Below are 20,553 nucleotides of genomic sequence, written 5' to 3' on the forward strand. Positions count from 1 at the left end.
CTGTGACGAAAGACGAACTGCGCGCGGAACTTGAGCGCCAGGAACAACGTTACAAGGAAGTTTACGGCGGGGAAGTCACCACCTACGCCGCACAGCCCGAACCGGAACGCAAACCCTGGCGTAAACGCGCCACCGTTCAGGATCAGGCTTTTACCCAGGAATTGCAGAAGATGGAAAAGGAACTCAAAGCCGAAGAGCCTTGAAGCCTCGGCCTGACTTCCTCCAAGGGTCGGCGACTGCTCTCGCTAAAAGCGGGAAGCAGCGACGGAGCCATCCGCGCCAGCCATGAGCGGCCGCGGCCAACTCATCTATAGGATGAGGCGAATGACTCATATCCGGCCCGCTTCTCAGAAATTTCTCACAAGCTGCGAAGCTTCTTGCAAACGCGAGCAAAACGCTCCTGCCTGTTTGCTTTTGAAATAAATTCAACGACTTGCCAAACCCGCCGAACCGCTGGGTTATAGGGCGCCGTGACCAATTAATTCGTTGAAGGATGTTACCGATGAGCACTCAATGCATCGATTTTCACACTTTTCTGGCATAATCGCGCCCCCTTACGACCGGGTCAGAAAACCTTCATGATCGATTTATTCAGCGGACTGGATGCTTGGGTGCTTGTGAGCCTCTTGCTCGCCCTCGCCTTTGTCCTCGCCTTCGAGTTCATCAACGGCTTTCATGACACCGCTAACGCGGTGGCCACCGTTATTTACACCAAGGCCATGCCGCCACATCTGGCAGTATTCTTTTCCGGCGTGTTCAACTTTCTCGGCGTGCTGCTGGGCGGTGTTGGCGTAGCCTATGCCATCGTCCACCTGCTGCCGGTGGAACTGCTGATCAATGTGAACACCGGTCACGGACTGGCCATGGTGTTCTCGCTGCTCGCCGCCGCCATCACCTGGAACCTGGGCACCTGGTACTTCGGTATCCCGGCCTCCAGCTCCCACACGCTGATCGGCTCGATCCTCGGCGTCGGCCTGGCCAACGCGTTGATCAACGACATTCCGTTGGCCGATGGCGTGAACTGGCAGAAGGCGATCGATATCGGTGCCTCTCTCGTATTCTCGCCGATGGCCGGTTTCCTGGTCGCTGCGCTGATTCTGATCGGCCTTAAATGGTGGCGTCCGCTGTCGAAGATGCACAAGACGCCGGAACAACGCCGCAAGATCGACGATAAAAAGCATCCACCGTTCTGGAATCGCCTGGTACTGGTGATCTCGGCCATGGCGGTGAGCTTCGTGCACGGTTCCAACGACGGTCAGAAAGGTATCGGCCTGATCATGCTGGTACTGATCGGTATCGTCCCTGCGCAGTTCGTACTGGACCTGGGCAGCTCGACTTACCAGATCGAACGGACCCGCGATGCGACCCTGCACCTGAGTCAGTTCTACAAGCGTAACGCCGACACCCTGGGCGAGTACCTGGCCCTTGGCAAAAGCGTGGAAGGCGATCTGCCGGAGAAATTCCGTTGCAACCCGCAACAGACCGAACCGACCATCGCTGCTTTGCTGGACACCCTCAAAGGTGTCGCGGACTACCGTTCTTTGCCTGCGGACAGCCGCATTGAGGTACGTCGCTACCTGCTCTGCCTGGACGACACCGCGAAGAAAGTCGGCAAGCTGCCTACCTTGGCAGCCCGTGAAAAGGCTGACCTGGACAAGCTGCGCAAAGACCTGACAGCCACCACTGAATACGCGCCGTTCTGGGTGATTCTGGCGGTCGCACTGGCCTTGGGCCTGGGCACCATGGTCGGCTGGAAACGCGTGGTGCTGACCATTGGCGAGAAAATCGGCAAGCAAGGCATGACCTATTCCCAAGGCATGTCGGCGCAGATCACCACCGCCAGCCTGATCGGCATGGCCAACATCTTCAGCCTGCCGGTGTCCACCACTCACGTGCTGTCGTCGGGCGTGGCCGGCACCATGGTCGCCAACAAAAGCGGCCTGCAAGGCGGCACCGTGAGAACCATCCTGCTGGCCTGGGTCCTGACCCTGCCGGCCACCGTGGCGCTATCGGCCGGCCTGTTCTGGCTGGCGTCGAAGGCGCTGGGCAGCTGATACGTTGCTGCAATGATGAAGGCGCGTTCCGTGAGGTTCGCGCCTTTTTTGTGGCTGATGGATATCCCACGAACACCACATCGTGTGGGAGCCGAGCTTGCTCGCGATAGCGGGCTTTCAGTCAATGCAAATGTTGAATGCAATGGCCTCATCGCGAGCAAGCTCGGCTCCCACAAAATCGCGGACAAAAAAAAAGGGCAACCGAAGTTGCCCAAAATGCCTTGCGTGCTCACTACATCCAGAAAGACCTACGGCTTGCGCTTGTGCGAATCTTTCCAGATAAAAAATCCAAACCCTGCGAAAAACACAACCATGAGGCTGACGGTCAGCACTCCGGCGATCACCACGTTGTCGAAAAACATGACTGGCCTCCAGCACTTGCCCTGTTGCGATAGGGCTAAGTTAACCAATCAGGCAGGAGAGAAAATTGACCGGGATCAATGTCGCCCGAGAATGGGCGTAAAGGAGGGGGTAAAACTGACCTGCATCAAACAATTCAGGCGATTTAACGCTTTTTCGGTTTGTTCTTCGGTTTTTTCCTGGCTTTACCCAACGGCATGGCCTGCTCAAAAGCCTGGCGCACTTCGTTCAGGCGTTTGTCGTTGAGGTCATGAACACGCTTTGCGCGTTCGGTGTTGAGGTCGATCAGTTTGTCGTCTTGGCTCATGGCGTTCGGTGCGTCGCTTGGCAGGTTTGTCACAATAATGCGGTCTGGCGACAGCGTTGAACAGTCACTGGCTCAAACCTGTATATCAACCCAAAGCCCCTGGCGCTCTTCGTTATCGATCAGCGGCGCAACCGGCACCGTGTTGTCAGCGTTCAGCACGTGGCCGGGGATCGGCAGATGTTGTTCGGGATCTTCATCAGCTTCATGGCGACGCTTCTCTCGCTCCTGCTTGCGCCGCTGTTCCTCGCGCAGTTGGTAAGCCGCTTCTTCCGCGTCCCGTTGCTGCAGGTCGATGGTGCTTTCGCTGGAGCTTTCCTGCACCGGCACAACGGGCGGAATCTCGGGGCGCTGGCGCACCGGATCCGTTTGTGAGGTGATGGGCACGGCGCTCAAAGGGAGCATGGGTGGCAACATAATGATTAGTCTCCTGTCAGCAGTCTGTCGGCTGCGCGGATGGCGACTTGAGCCATCGGTCGCAAACTGTGACCTGATTGGCACTCATTGGTGCCCGATCGACGCCACTTGCATTGTTCAACTATCGTAAACACGTCAGTTTTTATGAGAGTCCTTTGGCCCTCAAGCCAGCATTCCGTTAAGATAGCCCGCTTTTTCAAGGTGGGAGTCAGGCAGCATGGCGCAGCAGTATCAACCGGGGCAACGCTGGATCAGTGACAGCGAAGCCGAGCTGGGTTTGGGCACCGTTCTGGCACAGGACGGCCGCTTGTTGACCGTGCTCTATCCGGCCACTGGCGACACTCGCCAGTACGCGCTACGGAACGCGCCACTCACCCGTGTCCGGTTTTCGCCGGGCGACTCGATCACGCATTTCGAAGGCTGGAAGCTGACGGTCCAAGAAGTCGACGACGTCGATGGCCTGCTGGTCTACCACGGCCTCAACGCACAGAACGAAGTCGTTACGCTGCCCGAAACCCAACTGTCCAACTTCATTCAGTTCCGTCTGGCCAGCGATCGCCTGTTCGCCGGACAGATCGACCCCCTGGCCTGGTTTTCGCTGCGCTACCACACGCTGGAACACACCAGCCGCCAATTGCAGTCTTCGCTTTGGGGACTGGGCGGCGTGCGTGCGCAACCGATCGCGCACCAATTGCACATTGCCCGTGAAGTCGCCGACCGCATTGCACCGCGGGTGTTGCTGGCGGACGAAGTGGGTCTGGGCAAGACCATCGAAGCTGGCCTGATGATCCACCGTCAATTGCTCTCGGGCCGTGCCAGCCGCGTGCTGATTCTGGTTCCGGAAAACCTCCAGCACCAGTGGCTGGTCGAGATGCGCCGACGCTTCAACCTGCAGGTTGCGCTGTTCGACGAAGAACGCTTCATCGAAAGCGATGCCACCAACCCGTTTGAAGACACTCAACTCGCCCTGGTTGCGCTGGAGTGGCTGGTCGACGACGAGAAGGCGCAAGACGCGCTGTTCGCCGCCGGTTGGGACCTGATGGTCGTCGACGAAGCCCACCACCTTGTCTGGCACGAAGAAAAGGCCAGCAAGGAATATTCGCTGGTCGAACAGCTCGCTGAAGTGATTCCGGGTGTTTTGCTGCTCACCGCGACCCCGGAACAGCTCGGTCAGGACAGCCACTTCGCGCGTCTGCGCCTGCTCGATCCCAATCGTTTCCATGACCTGCACGCCTTCCGCGCCGAGAGCGAAAACTATCGCCCGGTGGCCGAAGCCGTTCAGGAGCTGATGGACAAGGGACGTCTGTCCCCCGAAGCGCACAAGACTATCCACGGTTTCCTCGGTAATGAAGGCGAGGCGCTGCTGACCGCCGTCAACGATGGCGACACCGAAGCCAGCGCGCGTCTGGTGCGTGAGTTGCTGGACCGTCACGGCACTGGCCGCGTGTTGTTTCGCAACACTCGCGCGGCGGTGCAGGGTTTTCCGGAACGCAAACTGCACCCCTACCCACTGCCATGCCCGGACGAGTACCTCGAACTGCCACTGGGCGAGCACGCCGAGTTGTACCCGGAAGTCAGTTTCCAGGCCCAGCCGGAGGCCAGCGAAGAAGAACGCTGGTGGAAATTCGACCCGCGCGTCGAATGGCTGATCGACACGCTGAAAATGCTCAAACGCACCAAAGTGCTGGTGATCTGTGCCCACGCTGAAACCGCCATGGACCTGGAAGACGCCCTGCGCGTGCGTTCCGGCATCCCGGCCACGGTGTTCCATGAAGGCATGAACATCCTTGAGCGTGACCGCGCTGCCGCTTACTTCGCCGACGAAGAATTTGGCGCACAGGTTCTGATCTGTTCGGAAATCGGCAGTGAAGGCCGTAACTTCCAGTTCTCGCATCACCTGGTGCTGTTCGATCTGCCGTCGCACCCCGACCTGCTGGAACAGCGTATCGGTCGTCTCGACCGTATCGGTCAGAAGCACATCATCGAACTGCACGTGCCTTACCTGGAAACCAGCCCGCAAGAGCGCCTGTTCCAGTGGTACCACGAAGCGTTGAATGCCTTCCTCAATACCTGCCCGACCGGCAACGCCTTGCAACACCAGTTCGGTGCACGCCTGCTGCCCCTGCTGGAAAACGCCGATGACGGCGAGTGGCAAGCGCTGATCGATGAAGCCCGCGACGAACGCGTGCGCTTGGAAGCCGAACTGCACACCGGACGCGACCGTTTGCTGGAGCTCAACTCCGGCGGCGCTGGCGAGGGCGATGCGCTGGTCGAGGACATTCTTGAGCAAGACGACCAGTTTGCCCTGCCGATCTACATGGAAACCCTGTTTGACGCGTTCGGTATCGACAGCGAAGACCATTCGGAAAATGCGCTGATCCTCAAGCCGAGCGAAAAAATGCTCGACGCCAGTTTCCCGCTGGGTGACGACGAAGGCGTGACCATCACCTACGACCGCAATCAGGCGCTGTCTCGCGAAGACATGCAATTCATCACTTGGGAGCACCCGATGGTTCAGGGCGGCATGGACCTGGTCCTGTCCGGCTCGATGGGCAACACCGCCGTAGCGCTGATCAAGAACAAGGCGCTGAAGCCCGGCACCGTGTTGCTCGAACTGCTTTACGTCAGTGAAGTGGTTGCACCGCGGTCGTTGCAACTGGGTCGTTATCTGCCGCCGGCTGCACTGCGTTGCCTGCTGGATGCCAACGGCAACGACCTGTCGGCGCGGGTAGCCTTCGAGACGCTGAACGATCAGCTCGAAAGCGTGCCGCGTGCCAGCGCCAACAAGTTCATCCAGGCTCAGCGCGACCAGCTGACGCCGCGGATCAATGCCGGTGAAGAGAAAATCTTCCCGCGTCACGCCGAACGTGTCGCTGAAGCACAGCGTCGTCTGGCTGCCGACACCGATGAAGAACTGGCGCGCCTGACCGCGTTGCAAGCCGTCAACCCGACGGTGCGCGACAGCGAGCTGGTGGCCCTGCGCCAACAACGCGAGCAAGGTCTGGCGATGCTAGACAAAGCGGCGTTGCGACTGGAAGCGATTCGGGTGTTGGTCGCGGGTTAAACGCCCTGCTCCACCGGTAAAAAAGAAGGCCCGCAGCGATGCGGGCCTTTTTTTATCTGTCTGTTTTGTGCTGTTCTTGAGGGCCTGATCGCGAGCAGGCTCACTCCTACAGTGTCCGAGTCGAACACAAAGTTTGTGAACAACACTGAATCTGTGGGAGTGAGCCTGCTCGCGATGACGATTAAGCCGTCGCCGCTGAACCTGCAGGCTCAACCACCGCCACCATCCCATCCTTCATCCGCTGGGCATCGCGCACAAAAGTGCGCGATGCCATGAACAGAAACACCATGGTCAGCAGCAGCGCCACCGGAATCAGGTACATCGCGTCGTGCAAGCCCACGGCCTTGAACGCTTCGGTCATCTGCCCGGCGCCTGCAGCCAGCATCGCCGTGTGAGCGAAGTGATCGGACAAAGCACCCACCACCACCGGACCCAAACCACCGCCCAGCAAATACAGCCCGGCGAAGAACAATGCCACGGCCGTGGCCCGCAGGCGCGGTTCGACCACGTCTTGAATAGCGGTGTAAACGCAGGTGTAGAAGTTGTAAGCGAATAACCAGCCCAGACTGAACACACCGACAAACAGGCCGATTTCAATGCGCCCGGCATGCAGTGCCCAAGCGGTGCAGACGGTCGAGATGATCAGGCTAAACGCGGCGAACAGCAGCCGCCCATTGGCAACTCGCTGATGAATCTTGTCCGCGACCCAGCCACCCAAGGTCAGGCCGAACAGCCCGGTCACGCCGACGATGATGCCGGTGGCCACTGCCGCTTCATGCAAAGGCATCAGAAAATAGCGCTGCAGCATCGGCACCAGAAACGAGTTGCAAGCGTAGGTGGCGAAGTTGAAGCACAACCCCGCCATCACCAGCCAGAGGAACGTCGGCACCGCGAGCACACGGCGGATCGGCCGGTCGACACGCTCTTGCGACACCTGCACCGCTTCCGCAGCGCCGCGCTTGGGTTCTTTGATGAAGAACATGAAGACGGCCAGGATCAGCCCTGGCACCGCAGCGATGAAGAAAGGTGCGCGCCAGCTGTCGAACACCTTGACCATCCAGCCGATGGTGAAGAACGCCAGCAACAGGCCCAATGGCAGACCGAGCATGAAGATGCCCATCGCCCTCGCGCGGCGGTGAGCCGGGAACAGATCGCCGATCAGCGAGTTGGCGGCCGGTGCGTAACTGGCTTCGCCGATGCCGATGCCCATGCGCACGATCAGGAACGTCCAGAAACTGCCGACCAGTCCGTTGACCGCCGTCAGCCCGCTCCAGGCCGCCAGGCCCCAGCCCATGAGTTTGGCGCGCGAGCCGGTATCGGCCATGCGCCCCAGGGGCAGGCCGGCGATCGCATAAACGATGGTGAATGCCGTGCCGATGATCCCCAGCTGAAAATCACTGAGGGACCATTCCATGCGAATCGGCTCGATGATGATGGCCGGGATGGTGCGGTCGAAAAAGTTGAACAGGTTGGCCAGGAACAGCAGGAACAGAATGCGCCAGGCATTCGCCGCTTGGGTCGAGTTCTGCATGGGTCCGTCTCGTTTATTGTTATTGGGGCTTCACTGCCAATGCATCCGAGCCCGGAGCATGCAATCTAGTCACGCTCGTGCACGCTGTCTGTAATTATTCGTAAAGCTGATATCCAACCATGGCGCGTCGCAGGGGCCACGTAGCTTTTTAATTTCGTAACGCGCTAACCCTCATTCCAAAAAAAAATGACACCAAAGTGCCACTATTGCTTGCACTCTTCCTATACTCCCAAGAAATCGCCCGGTGTTACGGCGCTAAACAGAATGATGGACGGGCATGCTATGGAGTGGCTTGGTTTTCATTTTATTACCGAGCTACCGATCGACGGGCAGGTAATACTCAATTGCACACACGACTATTCTCTCGTGCTATTGGCCTATCTGGTGGCGTGCGCGGGAGGCTTTGCCACGCTGGACATGGCCGAACGGCTGCGGCATACGGACAAGCCCACCTCCCAGTGGCTCTGGCGTGGCGTCGGCGCGGCATGCCTGGCAGGCGGCATCTGGGCCATGCATTTTATCGGCATGCTGGCATTCCAGGCGCCCATTGAAATCCACTACGAAATGCCTGTCACTCTGCTCTCACTGTTGATTGCGTTGCTCGCTTCATGGCTGGCAATGCACACGCTCAGTGACCCCGATCTCAACCTGTGGCAATACGTTCAGGCGGCCGTGTGCATCGGGCTGGGCATTGCTGCGATGCATTACGTGGGCATGGCGGCAATGCGCTCGAATGCGCAGGCCTATTACCAACCCGGGTTGTTTGCGCTCTCTATTGCGATTGCCATCGGTGCCAGCCTTGCGGCGCTGCTGCTGTCGAGTCATTTACGCAACGGCAGCGGCCTCTTTCACCAATTGTTGAAGTACAGCGCCAGCCTGATTCTCGGGGCCGGCATCATCAGCATGCACTTCACCGGTATGGCCGCGCTCAGTCTGGTGCTGCCGACCGACAGTGCACAGACACTGCCCGGCGACAACAATCACCTGCAACTGGCGCTGACGGTGGCGACGATGACGCTGCTGATTATCGGCAGCAGCATCAGCGCGGCACTGGCGGATAAAAAGCTTCAGCACAAGGAGCGCGATCTGCAGCGGGTCAATACCCTGCTCGGCCAACTCGACCAGGCGCGCTTGTCACTGCAACAGGTGGCGCATTACGACGCCCTCACCAACCTCTTCAACCGCCGCGGTTTCAATCAGATTTTTGCCGAGAAACTCAGCGAAAAAACCCGCGACGGCGGCAGACTGGCGGTGATGTTTCTCGACATCGACCACTTCAAGCGGATCAACGACAGCCTCGGGCATGACGCTGGCGATGAACTGCTCAAGGTCATCGCCGGCCACATCAAGGCTTCGGTGCGCAGTCAGGAGGATGTGGTGGCGCGTTTCGGCGGCGACGAATTCTGCCTGCTGATCGGCTTGCACGAGCCTGAAGAAGCGCGCCACCTGGCGCAGCGCATCATGTCGAACCTGAAGGAGCCGATCGAGTTGGCCGGGCGGCGCATGGTCATGACCACCAGCATCGGCATCAGCCTGTTTCCAGAAGACGGCAATACCTGCGAGGAACTGCTGAAGCACGCCGATCTGGCGCTCTATCAATCCAAAGGCAGTGGTCGAAACGGTTTGAATTTCTTCAGCGCCCACCTGAAAACCCGCGCCACGCTGGAGCTGCAACTGGAAGAAGAACTGCGCCATGCCCTGCGTGAAAACAGCGGGCTGATGCTCTGCTACCAACCGATCTACGACCTGGAAACCGCGCGGGTCAGCAAACTCGAAGCACTGGTTCGCTGGCAGCACCCGGTTCACGGGCTGCTGATGCCGGACCGTTTCATTAACATCGCTGAGGCCAATGGCCTGATTGCCGAACTGGACAATTGGGTACTTCGCCAAGCCTGTGAAGACCTTGCGCAACTGTCGCGTCAGGGCCGCGACGATCTGATCATCGCCGTCAACTGTTCGCCCCTGAGCCTGGCTCGGGAAGAACTGACCGATGAAATCGAGCAGGCATTGCGGCGCACCGGCATGCCGCCGCACCGCCTGGAGCTGGAGGTCACTGAAAACGCATTGATGGGCAACATTGCCAACACGCTGGTGTTGTTGCGGCAGATTCGCGCCCTTGGCGTGTCGTTGTCGATCGACGACTTCGGCACCGGTTACTCATCCCTGGCTTACCTCAAACGCCTGCCGTTGAACACGCTGAAGATTGATCGCTCGTTCATTCAAGACATTCCCGGAGCGACTCAGGACATGGAAATCGTCCAGGCGATTATCGCCATGGCCCACACCCTCAATCTGAGAGTTGTCACGGAAGGTGTCGAAACGATCGAGCAGTTCGAGTTTCTCGAGCGTAACGGCTGCGATTTCGTTCAGGGCTACCTGCTCAGCCGACCCGTGCCGCTGGCGGAATTACACTCGGCACTGACCGACATCGATCAGCGCAAACCCTTCCGGGCGGTCAGTCTGTTGAGTCTGGCTGGCGGTACAGCTGCACTAACGTTGACGGGTCCTTTTGCAAAAAGCCCTGGCCTCCATGCAGGCGCATCAGTTGTGCGGCCAATCCGCTGATTGGTGTAGCCGAACCTTGTTCACGGGAAAATTTTACTGCGCTATCGAGGTCCTTGAGCAAGGTTCGCACATGCCATTTCACCGGTTCGAACTGACTGCGTGCCATTTGCGGAGCGAGGATCTGCAGGGTTTTTGAATCGGCAAAGCCACCTGCCAGCGCTTCGGCGATCAGCCCGGCTTCAACGCCGGAACGTTCGGCCAAGGCCACCACTTCCGCAATCACCAACGCATTGCAGGCAACGATCATCTGATTGCAGGCCTTGGTCACCTGGCCCGCGCCGACGCCACCCATGTGCGTGACGCGCTGACCGAGTGCCAGTAACGCCGGTTTCACACGCTCAAGATCGGCCGCATCGCCACCGACCATGATCGCCAGGCTCCCCGCCTCGGCGCCGACCACCCCGCCAGACACCGGCGCATCAAGCCAGCTCATGCCGGTTTGAGTGACGAGCTGCGCGGACATTTCCCGCGTGGCAGTCGGCTCAAGGCTAGAAAAATCCACGAGTAACTGGCCGCTTTTCGCACCTTCGGCAACCCCACCCGAACCGAATACCACCTCACGCACCACCGCGGTGTCCGCCAGGCACAACATCACCACCTCGGCGTGCTGACACAGCTCGACCGGCGTGGCGACTTGCCGTGCGCCCGCTTCAACCAAGGGTGCGCATTTGTCCGGGTTGCGGTTCCACACCGTCAACGGATAGCCCGCAGCCAATAAACGCTGGCACATCGGCAGGCCCATCAGACCGATTCCGGCAAATCCCAACGAAGGTATGGTTGACATCATTTCGCCTCCTTTTGATTAAAGATCGCTGAATAGTGGCCGATTCATCGAGACCAAGGAAAGGATTCCCCCAAGTGGCATCCAGGCTCAGGCCCTGACGCTTGGGCCAAACACTCGCTGAAAACAGACGCGAGACCCTATCCGTGATGGTTCGACGACACAGGTCGCCGGCCTCCCAGTCCAGGTACATGGCGCACAATGACCTCCAAAAATAATCCGGCCACCGCGATACCCGACCTGACTCTCAGCCCTGCGGCGAACAGCCCCTCATCTCCGAAACCGGCGAGCCAGGCGCGACCGTTGGCCAGCCAGCAATACCTGTACTTCACCGAAACCAACACCGACCGCATCCTCGACAACCTCGACGGGCTGCGCGATATGGTGTTCCCGCGCCCGGCCCATCTGGAAGGCGACAGCGAGCAGCACAGTGCTCAGGAATTCCCGTCGGTGTGCTTGATCGGCCTGGGTCGCTGCGGTTCGAACATTGCGCTGGACGTCGCCGAACTGGTGTACAACGCCCGCAAGTTCTACCTCAACGAATTCAACAACGAAGACCGCTCTTCGGCAGACAAACATTACGCCGAAAAAGGCTACAGCCCGGCCCAGTGGATTCGCAACAACTTGCGCCTGGGTTCGAACAAGGCTGCCAAACCGGTGTTTCTGGTGGAACCACTGGTGATGCTCGGCGACCTTGACAAGGACATCGCCGGGCGCATTCGTTTCTCGCGCAAGGGCGAAAAAAGCGGTTTTCTGCGCGACTACAGCAAGATGAAAATCATGGACTTGTCGGAAGTCCACGCGGGTGGCGCCGGCAACGCACCGATCCTCGGCCAGTACCTGGCGAAGATCATCCTGAACAAGGACACCCAGCGTTTTTCCAGCCCGGACTGGAAGATGATTCACTCGTACCTGATCGACAGCTGCGGGATCAAGGCCAACCAGTCGCGCCTGTATTTCTCGATTTTCAGTGCAGGCGGCGGTACCGGTTCGGGCATGGCTTCGGAGTTTGGCCTGGCCCAGCAACATTCGTACATGAACAAAACGTTCGACACCAAACCGATGGATGAACACGACGGCAAGAGCGGCCATTCCTTCGTCTTCGAACCGATCTTCACCAGCGGCATCTGCGTGCTGCCGAACATCTCCGATCACCGCAGCGAAATGTCCGAGGCGCTGCACATCAACGCTGGACGCCTGCTGTGTAAATACTTGTCGGAAGAGTGGGACTTCTCCTACAACTTCGCCAACGAAGACAGCAGCGAAGCCAGCGTCATGGGCCGTATCCGCCCGTGGAACGCGATGATGCTGATCTCTAACGACATCATGCGGTACGCCGAAGAAAGCGATGACGGCAACATCCAGAACATCGACGTCAACGCGATGGAAAAGCACGCCAACCAATACATCTCACAACAGATTTTCAACATTCTGACAGCGCAGGCAGTCACGACTGACTACGACCAGAACTATTTCCGTCGCGCCGGCATCGACATCGGCGAAACCATCCGCCTCGACGCCAATGACCTGTTCATGAGTCTGGCCGGACCAGTGGCGATTGCCTACGCCGAGTCCGTCGTGCCGGAAACCCCGCCGCCGAGCAATGACAAGTTCAAAGTCTTCGAGAAAGAGCCGCAGCGCCTGAACATCGATGACCTGTTCTTCCGCTCGATCGATTTGCCGCACTTCAACAAAGTGACTCAGGCAATCGAAGGCATCAGCCTGTTGCCGATTGAATCCAAGCGTTATCGCGCCTCGCTGGAGCAATACAAGAATTCCGGCTATGACGCGGCCGCGCTGCACGACCTGCACTTTTTCAAGAACTGCTCGTCGGTGGTGTCGATCGTTTCGCTGCCCAAAGATTACAAGCTGTCCTACATGGACCTGAACCGGTTGAAGACGCACCTCAACAGCCTGTTCCCGAACACTACGCTCAAGCGTTATGCGCTGGTGATCGGCGCGTCGGCCAACTTGTCGCTGACCACGTTGATTGCCAAAAGCCCTTGCCTGTCGGACGATTTCCTGACGTTGATCGTGGCGTTCATCAAGCGCTGCTTCGCGAAAACGCCGTACCGCTTCGATGACACGCTGGACAACTCGATCCTCGACTTCATCATCAATGAAGACTTCGACGAAGACCGGATCGATGAACTACTCAACGAGTTTGAAAACCCGGCGAAGATTCTCGACACCAACTGGTATGCGATCAAGCCGATGTACGAGAAGAAGTACCGCGAGTTGATCAACGACAAGGACAAGTTTGTCTCGATCAACGACATTCGCCTGTCGCGAGATTGCGTGAAGAAATCAATCAAATACCTGCGCGAGATTTACCGTCATCGCATTGGCAAGACCAAGGTTATTTCGTTGAATAACCATACGGGCAAGACGTTTTCGGCTTGAACTAGTGTTGCCCCCATCGCGAGCAGGCTCGCTCCCACAAGGATCGCATTGCTTTGGAAAGAAGGCGATCCAATGTGGGAGCGAGCCTGCTCGCGATGGGGACAATGCATACAACATAAACTTAATATCCAGAAACAATTAAGCAGCCTATCGGTTACCTCATCAACTGTGCCCGTTACGTTTACGTCACCGTTATGCCAATCGGGCCTGTGGCCTTTCTCCACGGCAACGTGCCATCACGCTACTCGGCTACACACTTCTTACGACAAACCGCCAGCACCAAACCGGTGCAAGCTTCATTTCGTCGCCCTTTCCTGGATCAGGATCCACGGCGAAACTACAACTGCCCACAATTCCGGATCGCGCTCGAACAGATCCAGCGCCCGTGTTTCAGACAGCTTGGCAACCTCGTCGGCAGTCAACCAGGCAGCGACTTTCTGACCGTCGTCCGTGGCCACTGCCTCGGCGGCTGCAATCAAATCGAGAGCCGGATCGACCCATAACAGGGCACCCTTGGCAAAGAACGGTTCTAGCTCTTTCCAGGTAATTGCTGCGGTCTCGCCAAGCAGCTTGGCATAGAGGGTGCTAGGTTCTTGAGTCATGGGTCCTGTCCGGAGAAGAAATCGGCGTGAATGATAACGTCGGTGGTCCGTCAGAAAAACCCGGATGCAATTGAGTCACCGATTGAGAAGTGCAGGAAAGCCAAGGATTGCTGACAGGTCAGCTATAACCCCGCCGCCATTCTGTCTTTTTCTTTCAAATACGCGACACCCTCAGGTTTTGCCCCCCGGCGCCAGCTTCCCAGGCTAACAATCGGCGCTCTACACTGTACCGGTACAGTTGTCGGGGGCATTTTCCGGAGGATATCCAAGATATCTGACCCGGTTCTGCTGCTACGGCGCCAGGACTATAAAAACTACAACAGTAAGAGTGGAGCACTATGACTAAGGCTACTAAGCAGATTTCCAAACTGTTTGCCGCAATGGCTCTGGCAGGGGTTGCCAGCCATTCGTTCGCAGCTGACACGATCAAGATCGGCATCGCCGGCCCCAAGACCGGTCCTGTAGCCCAATACGGCGACATGCAGTTCAGTGGCGCTAAAATGGCCATCGAGCAAATCAACGCCAAGGGCGGCGTCGACGGCAAGAAACTCGAAGCCGTTGAATACGACGATGCCTGCGATCCGAAACAAGCCGTGGCTGTTGCGAACAAAGTCGTCAACGACGGCGTCAAGTTCGTGGTCGGTCACCTGTGCTCCAGCTCCACTCAACCGGCTTCGGACATTTACGAAGACGAAGGCGTGATCATGATCACCCCGGCTGCTACCAGCCCGGACATCACCTCCCGCGGTTACAAAATGGTCTTCCGTACCATCGGTCTGGACAGCGCGCAGGGCCCTGCCGCCGGTAACTACATTGCCGATCACGTCAAACCGAAAATCGTTGCTGTGCTGCACGACAAGCAACAATACGGTGAAGGCATCGCTACCGCCGTCAAGCAAACGCTTGAGACCAAAGGCACCAAGGTTGCCGTGTTCGAAGGCATCAACGCCGGCGACAAGGATTTCTCCTCGATCATCCAGAAACTCAAGCAAGCCAACGTTGACTTCGTCTACTACGGCGGCTACCACCCTGAGCTGGGTCTGATCCTGCGTCAGGCTGATGAAAAAGGCCTGAAAGCCAAGTTCATGGGTCCGGAAGGCGTGGGCAACGACTCGATCTCGCAGATTGCTCAGAAGGCCTCCGAAGGTCTGCTGGTGACCCTGCCGAAATCCTTCGACCAGGATCCAGCCAACATTGCCTTGGCTGACGCATTCAAAGCCAAGAAAGAAGATCCAAGCGGTCCGTTCGTGTTCCCGTCCTACTCGGCGGTAACCGTGATTGCAGAAGGCATCAAGGCTGCGAAGAGCGAAGACGCTGCGAAGGTGGCTGAAGCCATTCACGCCGGTACCTTCAAGACCCCGACTGGCGACCTGAGCTTCGACGCCAAGGGCGACCTGAAAGACTTCAAATTTGTGGTTTACGAGTGGCACTTCGGTAAACCAAAAACTGAAGCTTCGCCTCAGTAAGGCCTTGCCTGACTGACTGCCAATAAAGCCCACGGCGTGCCGTGGGCTTTGTTTTACGAACGTATTGGGCCGTGCTGGCGTGATCCGCCAGTCTCCCCACCTGAAAATCTCAAAACCGTCATCAGCGGTTCGCTGGCAAACCTCGCGTTCGAAGTGGGTGCAGATCCACGGGGCTCGAGCAGGAAAATGACTCCACCAGTGAAATGCGTATCAGGTTTTTAGGAGCGCTGTAATGCCTGACATCTATCACTTCCTCCAACAGCTGGTTAATGGCCTGACCATTGGCAGCACGTATGCCCTGATTGCCATCGGCTATACGATGGTTTACGGCATCATTGGAATGATCAACTTCGCCCACGGCGAGGTGTACATGATCGGCTCTTACGTGGCCTTCATCGCCATCGCCGGGCTGGCCATGCTGGGACTCGACAGCGTGCCGCTGTTGATCACCGCTGCTTTCATCGCGACCATCGTCGTGACCAGTGCCTACGGTTACAGCATCGAACGCGTCGCCTACCGCCCCTTGCGCGGCAGTAACCGTCTGATCCCGCTGATTTCGGCCATCGGCATGTCGATCTTCCTGCAGAACACGGTTCTGCTGGCGCAAGACTCCAAGGACAAATCCATCGCCAACCTGATCCCGGGCAATTTTACCTTCGGGCCAGGTGGTGCACAGGAAGTGCTGATTTCCTACATGCAAATCGTGGTATTCGTGGTGACCTTCGTCGCCATGCTCGGCCTGACAATGTTCATCTCCCGCTCTCGCCTCGGACGTGCCTGCCGCGCCTGCGCCGAAGACATCAAGATGGCCAACCTGCTGGGTATCAATACCAACAACATCATTGCCCTGACCTTCGTCATCGGTGCAGCACTGGCAGCCATCGCAGCCGTCCTGTTGAGCATGCAATACGGTGTGATCAACCCGAACGCCGGTTTCCTCGTTGGACTCAAGGCGTTCACCGCAGCGGTACTGGGCGGTATCGGCAGCATCCCCGGCGCCATGCTCGGCGGGCTGGTCTTAGGGGTGGCGGAAGCCTTTGGTGCCGATATCTTCGGCGACCAGTACAAGGACGTCGTGGCTTTCGGCTTGTTGGTTCTGGTTCTGTTGTTCCGGCCGACCGGCATCCTGGGCCGTCCGGAGGTTGAAAAAGTATGACTAGGAATCTTAAACAGGCACTGTTCAGTGCCTTGCTGGTGTGGGCCGTGGCTTACCCGGTACTGGGTCTGAAATTGACCATCGTCGGCATCCACCTGGAAGTACACGGCACCAGCAGTGCCACGTTGATCACGATCGCGGTGTGCTCGGTGCTGATGTTCCTGCGGGTGCTGTTTGACCAGCAGATCAGCTCGGCCTGGCGTTCCTCGCCCAACATGCCGTTGATCCCGGCCAAGGCCAGCAACTTCCTGACCCTGCCAAACACTCAGCGCTGGATCATCATTGCGCTGGTTGCCGGCGCGCTGGTGTGGCCGTTCTTCGGTTCTCGCGGTGCGGTGGATATTGCCACGCTGGTGCTGATCTACGTGATGCTCGGTCTTGGCCTGAACATCGTGGTCGGTCTCGCCGGTCTGCTCGATCTGGGTTACGTCGGTTTCTATGCCGTCGGGGCGTACAGCTATGCATTGCTGTCGCACTATCTGGGTCTGGGCTTCTGGATCTGTCTGCCGATCGCCGGCCTGATGGCGGCCACTTTTGGCTTCCTGCTCGGCTTCCCGGTACTGCGTCTACGCGGCGACTACCTGGCAATCGTGACCCTGGGCTTCGGTGAAATCATTCGCCTGTTCCTGCGTAACCTCACCGACATTACGGGTGGCCCGAACGGCATCAGCAACATCGAAAAGCCGACGTTCTTCGGGCTCACCTTCGAGCGTAAAGCGGCAGAAGGCATGCAGACGTTCCACGAGTATTTCGGCCTGGCCTATAACTCGATCAACAAGGTGATTTTCCTGTACCTGGTTGCGCTGTTGCTGGCCCTGGCTGCACTGTTCGTGATCAACCGTTTGCTGCGCATGCCGATCGGCCGGGCGTGGGAAGCGTTGCGTGAAGACGAGATCGCCTGCCGTGCGCTGGGTCTCAATCCTACAGTGATCAAGCTGTCGGCCTTCACCCTGGGCGCCGCCTTCGCCGGTTTCGCCGGCAGCTTCTTCGCCGCCCGTCAGGGTCTGGTGACGCCGGAGTCCTTCACCTTCATCGAGTCGGCGATCATTCTCGCCATCGTCGTACTGGGTGGCATGGGCTCGCAACTGGGCGTGATCCTGGCTGCCGTGGTGATGATCCTGCTGCCTGAAATGATGCGTGAATTCAGTGAGTACCGCATGTTGATGTTCGGCGCCTTGATGGTGCTGATGATGATCTGGCGTCCTCAAGGCCTGCTGCCTATGCAACGTCCACACATGGAGCTGCGTAAATGAGTCGCGAGATCCTTAAAGTCGAAAATCTGAGCATGCGCTTCGGCGGCTTGCTGGCGGTCAACGGCGTCGCCCTGACCGTCAAGGAAAAACAGGTCGTTGCACTGATCGGCCCTAACGGTGCCGGCAAGACCACCGTGTTCAACTGCCTGACCGGTTTCTACAAGCCGAGCGGTGGCAGCATCCTGCTGGACGGCGAGCCGATCCAGGGTCTGCCCGGCCACAAGATTGCTCTCAAAGGCGTGGTGCGCACCTTCCAGAACGTGCGGCTGTTCAAGGACATGACGGCGGTCGAGAACCTGTTGATCGCGCAGCACCGTCACCTGAACACCAACTTCCTGTCCGGTCTGTTCAAGACGCCGGCCTTTCGCAAGAGTGAGCGCGAGGCAATGGAATTTGCCGAGTACTGGCTCGACAAGGTCAACCTCACAGCGTTCGCCAACCGTCCGGCCGGCACGCTGGCCTACGGTCAGCAACGTCGGCTGGAAATCGCTCGCTGCATGATGACCCGCCCGCGGATCCTTATGCTCGACGAACCGGCCGCCGGCCTGAACCCGAAGGAAACCGAGGACCTGAAAGCACTGATCAGCATGTTGCGCGAAGAGCACAACGTCACCGTGCTGCTGATCGAACACGACATGAAGCTGGTCATGAGCATTTCCGACCACATTGTCGTGATCAACCAGGGCACACCATTGGCAGACGGCACGCCGGAACAGATCCGCGACAATCCTGAAGTGATCAAAGCCTACCTGGGGGAAGCGTAAATGCTGCAATTTGAAAACGTTTCCACCTTCTACGGCAAGATTCAGGCCCTGCACGACGTCAACGTTGAAGTCCGTCAGGGCGAAATTGTCACGCTGATCGGCGCCAACGGCGCCGGCAAGTCGACCTTGCTGATGACGCTTTGCGGTTCGCCGCAAGCCCACAGCGGCAGCATCCGTTACATGGGTGAAGAACTTGTTGGCCTGGACTCGTCGCAGATCATGCGCAAAAGCATTGCGGTCGTGCCGGAAGGTCGACGGGTATTCGCTCGCCTGACCGTCGAAGAAAACCTCGCCATGGGCGGATTTTTCACTGACAAAGGCGATTATCAGGAACAGATGGACAAGGTTCTCGAACTTTTCCCACGCCTGAAAGAACGCTTTGCCCAACGCGGCGGCACCATGTCCGGCGGCGAACAGCAAATGCTCGCCATCGGCCGTGCACTGATGAGCAAGCCGAAGCTGCTGCTGCTCGACGAGCCATCGCTGGGCTTGGCACCGATCATCATCCAGCAGATTTTCGACATCATCGAACAGCTGCGCAAGGACGGTGTGACGGTGTTCCTGGTCGAGCAGAACGCCAACCAGGCGCTGAAAATCGCTGACCGCGCGTACGTTCTGGAGAACGGCCGCGTGGTGATGCAGGGTACGGGTGAGTCGCTGCTGACTGATCCGAAAGTGCGCGAAGCGTATCTCGGCGGTTGAGTCTTTGCGGTAAAAAGAAAACGGCCCTCGGGCCGTTTTTTTGTGCGCGCCCACACCCCCAGAACACCCAAAACCCTGTAGGAGCTGGCTTGCCAGCGATAGCGATGTGTCATTCAACGTGTTTTTTGAATGCTAGAACGTGATCGCTGGCAAGCCAGCTCCTACAGGGGGTGTGTGCCGTGTCAGAGTTTGTCCAACGCCTCGCCACTGCGCTTGAACCACCCAATCAGATAATCCGCCAACACCTGCGTGCGTTTTGGCAACCCGCCTTGATACGGGTGCACGAGGTACATCGGCATGGTCCGCGTCTGATAATCACGCAGGAGCCAGCGCAATCGGCCGTCAGCCAGTTCCGTTTGCAGCAGGTACGAAGGCAAGCGCGCAATTCCAGCACCGGCTAATGCCGCTTTTTTCAACAGGCTGTAATGGTTGCTGGAGAACGGCCCTGAGACCCGTACCCGCACCAGTTCGTGTTGCTGGTGATAAAGCCATTCTTCACGCCCGCTGTAATGGCTGTTAAGCAGGCAGCGATGCTCGGCCAGGTCGTGCGGGCTGGATGGCTCGCCGTATTGTTCAAGATACGCGGGGCTGGCGCAGGTCATCTCATGCCAGGCGAGCAGCGGTTTGGCCACGAGACGCTCGTCATTGCCAACCTCTGAGCGAACCGCCAGATCGAAGCCGTCGCGGGACAGGTCACGATAGCTGTTGGCAAGGTCGAGCTCGATCTGCACGTTCGGGTATTGCTTAGAAAACTCCAGCAACAGACCGTCGAAGAAGGTTTCACCCAGCGAGACCGGAACCGTCATACGCACCGGCCCGGCCATGTCGTCCTTCAATCGTGCCAATGCCTGACGCGCCCTTTCCACCTGGACTACAAGCGCCTGGGCCTGGGGCAACAAGGCCGCGCCCGCCGCGGTGAGACTGAGTCGGCGGGTCGTCCGTTGCAGCAAGACTACGGAGAACCGTGCTTCCAACAGACTGATGCGCTTTGACAGCTGCCCCTTACTGCAACCCAACTGTTGCGCCGCCAAGGTGAAACTGCCGGCGTCGACCAGCACAGCGAACGCCGCCAGGTCATCCAACTCGCTCATGGGATTGTTTCCATTTGAAAACCAAAGGTTGCCCATTAGT

At 58.3% G+C, this 20,553-nt stretch carries 17 protein-coding genes; 10 read left to right on the plus strand and 7 right to left on the minus strand.

All coding sequences use genetic code 11. The annotated features are described in order from the left end of the window. Nucleotides 1-2 precede the first annotated feature (2 nt). Both DU29_RS0115340 and DU29_RS0115345 read left to right on the plus strand, forming a co-directional pair. Nucleotides 3-203, plus strand: coding sequence for a hypothetical protein (locus DU29_RS0115340; RefSeq protein WP_007935837.1), 201 nt, complete (start codon nucleotides 3-5; stop codon nucleotides 201-203). Between the two features lie 375 nt (nucleotides 204-578). Beyond that, nucleotides 579-2,054, plus strand: coding sequence for an inorganic phosphate transporter (locus DU29_RS0115345; RefSeq protein WP_028622452.1), 1,476 nt, complete (start codon nucleotides 579-581; stop codon nucleotides 2,052-2,054). A 248-nt stretch (nucleotides 2,055-2,302) separates the two neighbouring features. Here the strand turns inward: DU29_RS0115345 and ccoM are convergent, their stop codons facing one another. From ccoM to DU29_RS0115360, 3 genes are all read right to left on the minus strand, one after another. Beyond that, nucleotides 2,303-2,416 carry a cytochrome c oxidase subunit CcoM gene (gene ccoM / locus DU29_RS1000000133585; protein ID WP_028622453.1) on the minus strand — a complete coding sequence of 38 codons (114 nt, stop codon included), beginning with the start codon at nucleotides 2,414-2,416 and terminating at the stop codon, nucleotides 2,303-2,305. 143 nt (nucleotides 2,417-2,559) lie between these two features. Then, nucleotides 2,560-2,721 (minus strand): hypothetical protein, encoded by a 162-nt coding sequence (locus DU29_RS1000000133005; protein WP_177326965.1) that lies wholly within the window; start codon nucleotides 2,719-2,721, stop codon nucleotides 2,560-2,562. 72 nt (nucleotides 2,722-2,793) lie between these two features. Continuing rightward, nucleotides 2,794-3,135, minus strand: coding sequence for a hypothetical protein (locus tag DU29_RS0115360; RefSeq protein ID WP_028622454.1), 342 nt, complete (start codon nucleotides 3,133-3,135; stop codon nucleotides 2,794-2,796). A 217-nt stretch (nucleotides 3,136-3,352) separates the two neighbouring features. Here DU29_RS0115360 and rapA point away from each other — a divergent pair, with 217 nt between their 5' ends. Continuing rightward, the gene (gene rapA, locus DU29_RS0115365; protein WP_028622455.1) at nucleotides 3,353-6,199 is read left to right on the plus strand and encodes an RNA polymerase-associated protein RapA; all 2,847 of its coding nucleotides are present in this window, start codon (nucleotides 3,353-3,355) and stop codon (nucleotides 6,197-6,199) included. Nucleotides 6,200-6,380: 181 nt separating this feature from the next. Here rapA and DU29_RS0115370 read toward each other — a convergent pair whose 3' ends face one another. Then, nucleotides 6,381-7,730 carry a spinster family MFS transporter gene (locus DU29_RS0115370; protein ID WP_028622456.1) on the minus strand — a complete coding sequence of 450 codons (1,350 nt, stop codon included), beginning with the start codon at nucleotides 7,728-7,730 and terminating at the stop codon, nucleotides 6,381-6,383. A gap of 282 nt (nucleotides 7,731-8,012) precedes the next feature. Between DU29_RS0115370 and DU29_RS0115375 the strand changes: the two genes are divergently transcribed. Next, on the plus strand, nucleotides 8,013-10,295 hold the full coding sequence (locus tag DU29_RS0115375; RefSeq protein WP_028622457.1) for a putative bifunctional diguanylate cyclase/phosphodiesterase: 2,283 nt from the start codon (nucleotides 8,013-8,015) through the stop codon (nucleotides 10,293-10,295). On the opposite strand, the gene DU29_RS1000000131560 is transcribed toward DU29_RS0115375, so the two are convergent. Continuing rightward, on the minus strand, nucleotides 10,186-11,082 hold the full coding sequence (locus DU29_RS1000000131560) for an NAD(P)-dependent oxidoreductase (protein ID WP_081832495.1): 897 nt from the start codon (nucleotides 11,080-11,082) through the stop codon (nucleotides 10,186-10,188). The genes DU29_RS0115375 and DU29_RS1000000131560 overlap by 110 nt on opposite strands. Nucleotides 11,083-11,277: 195 nt before the next feature. Between DU29_RS1000000131560 and DU29_RS0115380 the strand changes: the two genes are divergently transcribed. Beyond that, on the plus strand, nucleotides 11,278-13,479 hold the full coding sequence (locus DU29_RS0115380; RefSeq protein ID WP_028622458.1) for a hypothetical protein: 2,202 nt from the start codon (nucleotides 11,278-11,280) through the stop codon (nucleotides 13,477-13,479). 296 nt (nucleotides 13,480-13,775) lie between these two features. Here DU29_RS0115380 and DU29_RS0115385 read toward each other — a convergent pair whose 3' ends face one another. Further along, the gene (locus DU29_RS0115385) at nucleotides 13,776-14,081 is read right to left on the minus strand and encodes a DUF2288 domain-containing protein (protein WP_028622459.1); all 306 of its coding nucleotides are present in this window, start codon (nucleotides 14,079-14,081) and stop codon (nucleotides 13,776-13,778) included. A gap of 338 nt (nucleotides 14,082-14,419) precedes the next feature. On the opposite strand from DU29_RS0115385, the gene DU29_RS0115390 reads away from it, so the two are divergent. The 5 genes from DU29_RS0115390 to DU29_RS0115410 all read left to right on the plus strand — a co-directional run bounded on the left by DU29_RS0115390 (nucleotide 14,420) and on the right by DU29_RS0115410 (nucleotide 19,422). Next, nucleotides 14,420-15,547 (plus strand): branched-chain amino acid ABC transporter substrate-binding protein, encoded by a 1,128-nt coding sequence (locus DU29_RS0115390; RefSeq protein WP_028622460.1) that lies wholly within the window; start codon nucleotides 14,420-14,422, stop codon nucleotides 15,545-15,547. Between the two features lie 232 nt (nucleotides 15,548-15,779). Next, nucleotides 15,780-16,703, plus strand: coding sequence for a high-affinity branched-chain amino acid ABC transporter permease LivH (gene livH / locus DU29_RS0115395; protein ID WP_028622461.1), 924 nt, complete (start codon nucleotides 15,780-15,782; stop codon nucleotides 16,701-16,703). Then, entirely contained in the window at nucleotides 16,700-17,956 is a 1,257-nt protein-coding gene (locus DU29_RS0115400) for a high-affinity branched-chain amino acid ABC transporter permease LivM (RefSeq protein ID WP_028622462.1), read from the plus strand. The genes livH and DU29_RS0115400 overlap by 4 nt, the downstream gene beginning before the upstream one ends. After that, nucleotides 17,953-18,720, plus strand: coding sequence for a high-affinity branched-chain amino acid ABC transporter ATP-binding protein LivG (gene livG / locus DU29_RS0115405; RefSeq protein ID WP_028622463.1), 768 nt, complete (start codon nucleotides 17,953-17,955; stop codon nucleotides 18,718-18,720). Before DU29_RS0115400 ends, livG begins: the two co-directional genes overlap by 4 nt. After that, nucleotides 18,721-19,422 (plus strand): ABC transporter ATP-binding protein, encoded by a 702-nt coding sequence (locus tag DU29_RS0115410; protein ID WP_028622464.1) that lies wholly within the window; start codon nucleotides 18,721-18,723, stop codon nucleotides 19,420-19,422. Between the two features lie 182 nt (nucleotides 19,423-19,604). Here the strand turns inward: DU29_RS0115410 and DU29_RS0115415 are convergent, their stop codons facing one another. Beyond that, nucleotides 19,605-20,513: a LysR family transcriptional regulator gene (locus tag DU29_RS0115415; protein ID WP_028622465.1), complete on the minus strand. Its 909-nt coding sequence runs from the start codon at nucleotides 20,511-20,513 to the stop codon at nucleotides 19,605-19,607. Nucleotides 20,514-20,553: the final 40 nt, after the last annotated feature.

Origin of the sequence: Pseudomonas sp. Ant30-3 (assembly GCF_000690905.1) — a bacterium.
GTDB lineage: Bacteria > Pseudomonadota > Gammaproteobacteria > Pseudomonadales > Pseudomonadaceae > Aquipseudomonas.

Coding starts and splice junctions, on each gene's coding strand:
- DU29_RS0115370 (WP_028622456.1), bottom strand. CDS start 7,730: ATGCAGAACTCGACCCAAGCGGCGAATGCCTGGCGCATTCTGTTCCTG.
- DU29_RS0115375 (WP_028622457.1), top strand. CDS start 8,013: ATGGAGTGGCTTGGTTTTCATTTTATTACCGAGCTACCGATCGACGGG.
- DU29_RS0115360 (WP_028622454.1), bottom strand. CDS start 3,135: ATGTTGCCACCCATGCTCCCTTTGAGCGCCGTGCCCATCACCTCACAA.
- DU29_RS0115415 (WP_028622465.1), bottom strand. CDS start 20,513: ATGAGCGAGTTGGATGACCTGGCGGCGTTCGCTGTGCTGGTCGACGCC.
- rapA (WP_028622455.1), top strand. CDS start 3,353: ATGGCGCAGCAGTATCAACCGGGGCAACGCTGGATCAGTGACAGCGAA.
- livG (WP_028622463.1), top strand. CDS start 17,953: ATGAGTCGCGAGATCCTTAAAGTCGAAAATCTGAGCATGCGCTTCGGC.
- DU29_RS0115380 (WP_028622458.1), top strand. CDS start 11,278: ATGACCTCCAAAAATAATCCGGCCACCGCGATACCCGACCTGACTCTC.
- DU29_RS0115385 (WP_028622459.1), bottom strand. CDS start 14,081: ATGACTCAAGAACCTAGCACCCTCTATGCCAAGCTGCTTGGCGAGACC.
- DU29_RS0115345 (WP_028622452.1), top strand. CDS start 579: ATGATCGATTTATTCAGCGGACTGGATGCTTGGGTGCTTGTGAGCCTC.
- DU29_RS0115400 (WP_028622462.1), top strand. CDS start 16,700: ATGACTAGGAATCTTAAACAGGCACTGTTCAGTGCCTTGCTGGTGTGG.
- DU29_RS0115410 (WP_028622464.1), top strand. CDS start 18,721: ATGCTGCAATTTGAAAACGTTTCCACCTTCTACGGCAAGATTCAGGCC.
- ccoM (WP_028622453.1), bottom strand. CDS start 2,416: ATGTTTTTCGACAACGTGGTGATCGCCGGAGTGCTGACCGTCAGCCTC.
- DU29_RS1000000133005 (WP_177326965.1), bottom strand. CDS start 2,721: ATGAGCCAAGACGACAAACTGATCGACCTCAACACCGAACGCGCAAAG.
- DU29_RS1000000131560 (WP_081832495.1), bottom strand. CDS start 11,082: ATGATGTCAACCATACCTTCGTTGGGATTTGCCGGAATCGGTCTGATG.
- DU29_RS0115390 (WP_028622460.1), top strand. CDS start 14,420: ATGACTAAGGCTACTAAGCAGATTTCCAAACTGTTTGCCGCAATGGCT.
- livH (WP_028622461.1), top strand. CDS start 15,780: ATGCCTGACATCTATCACTTCCTCCAACAGCTGGTTAATGGCCTGACC.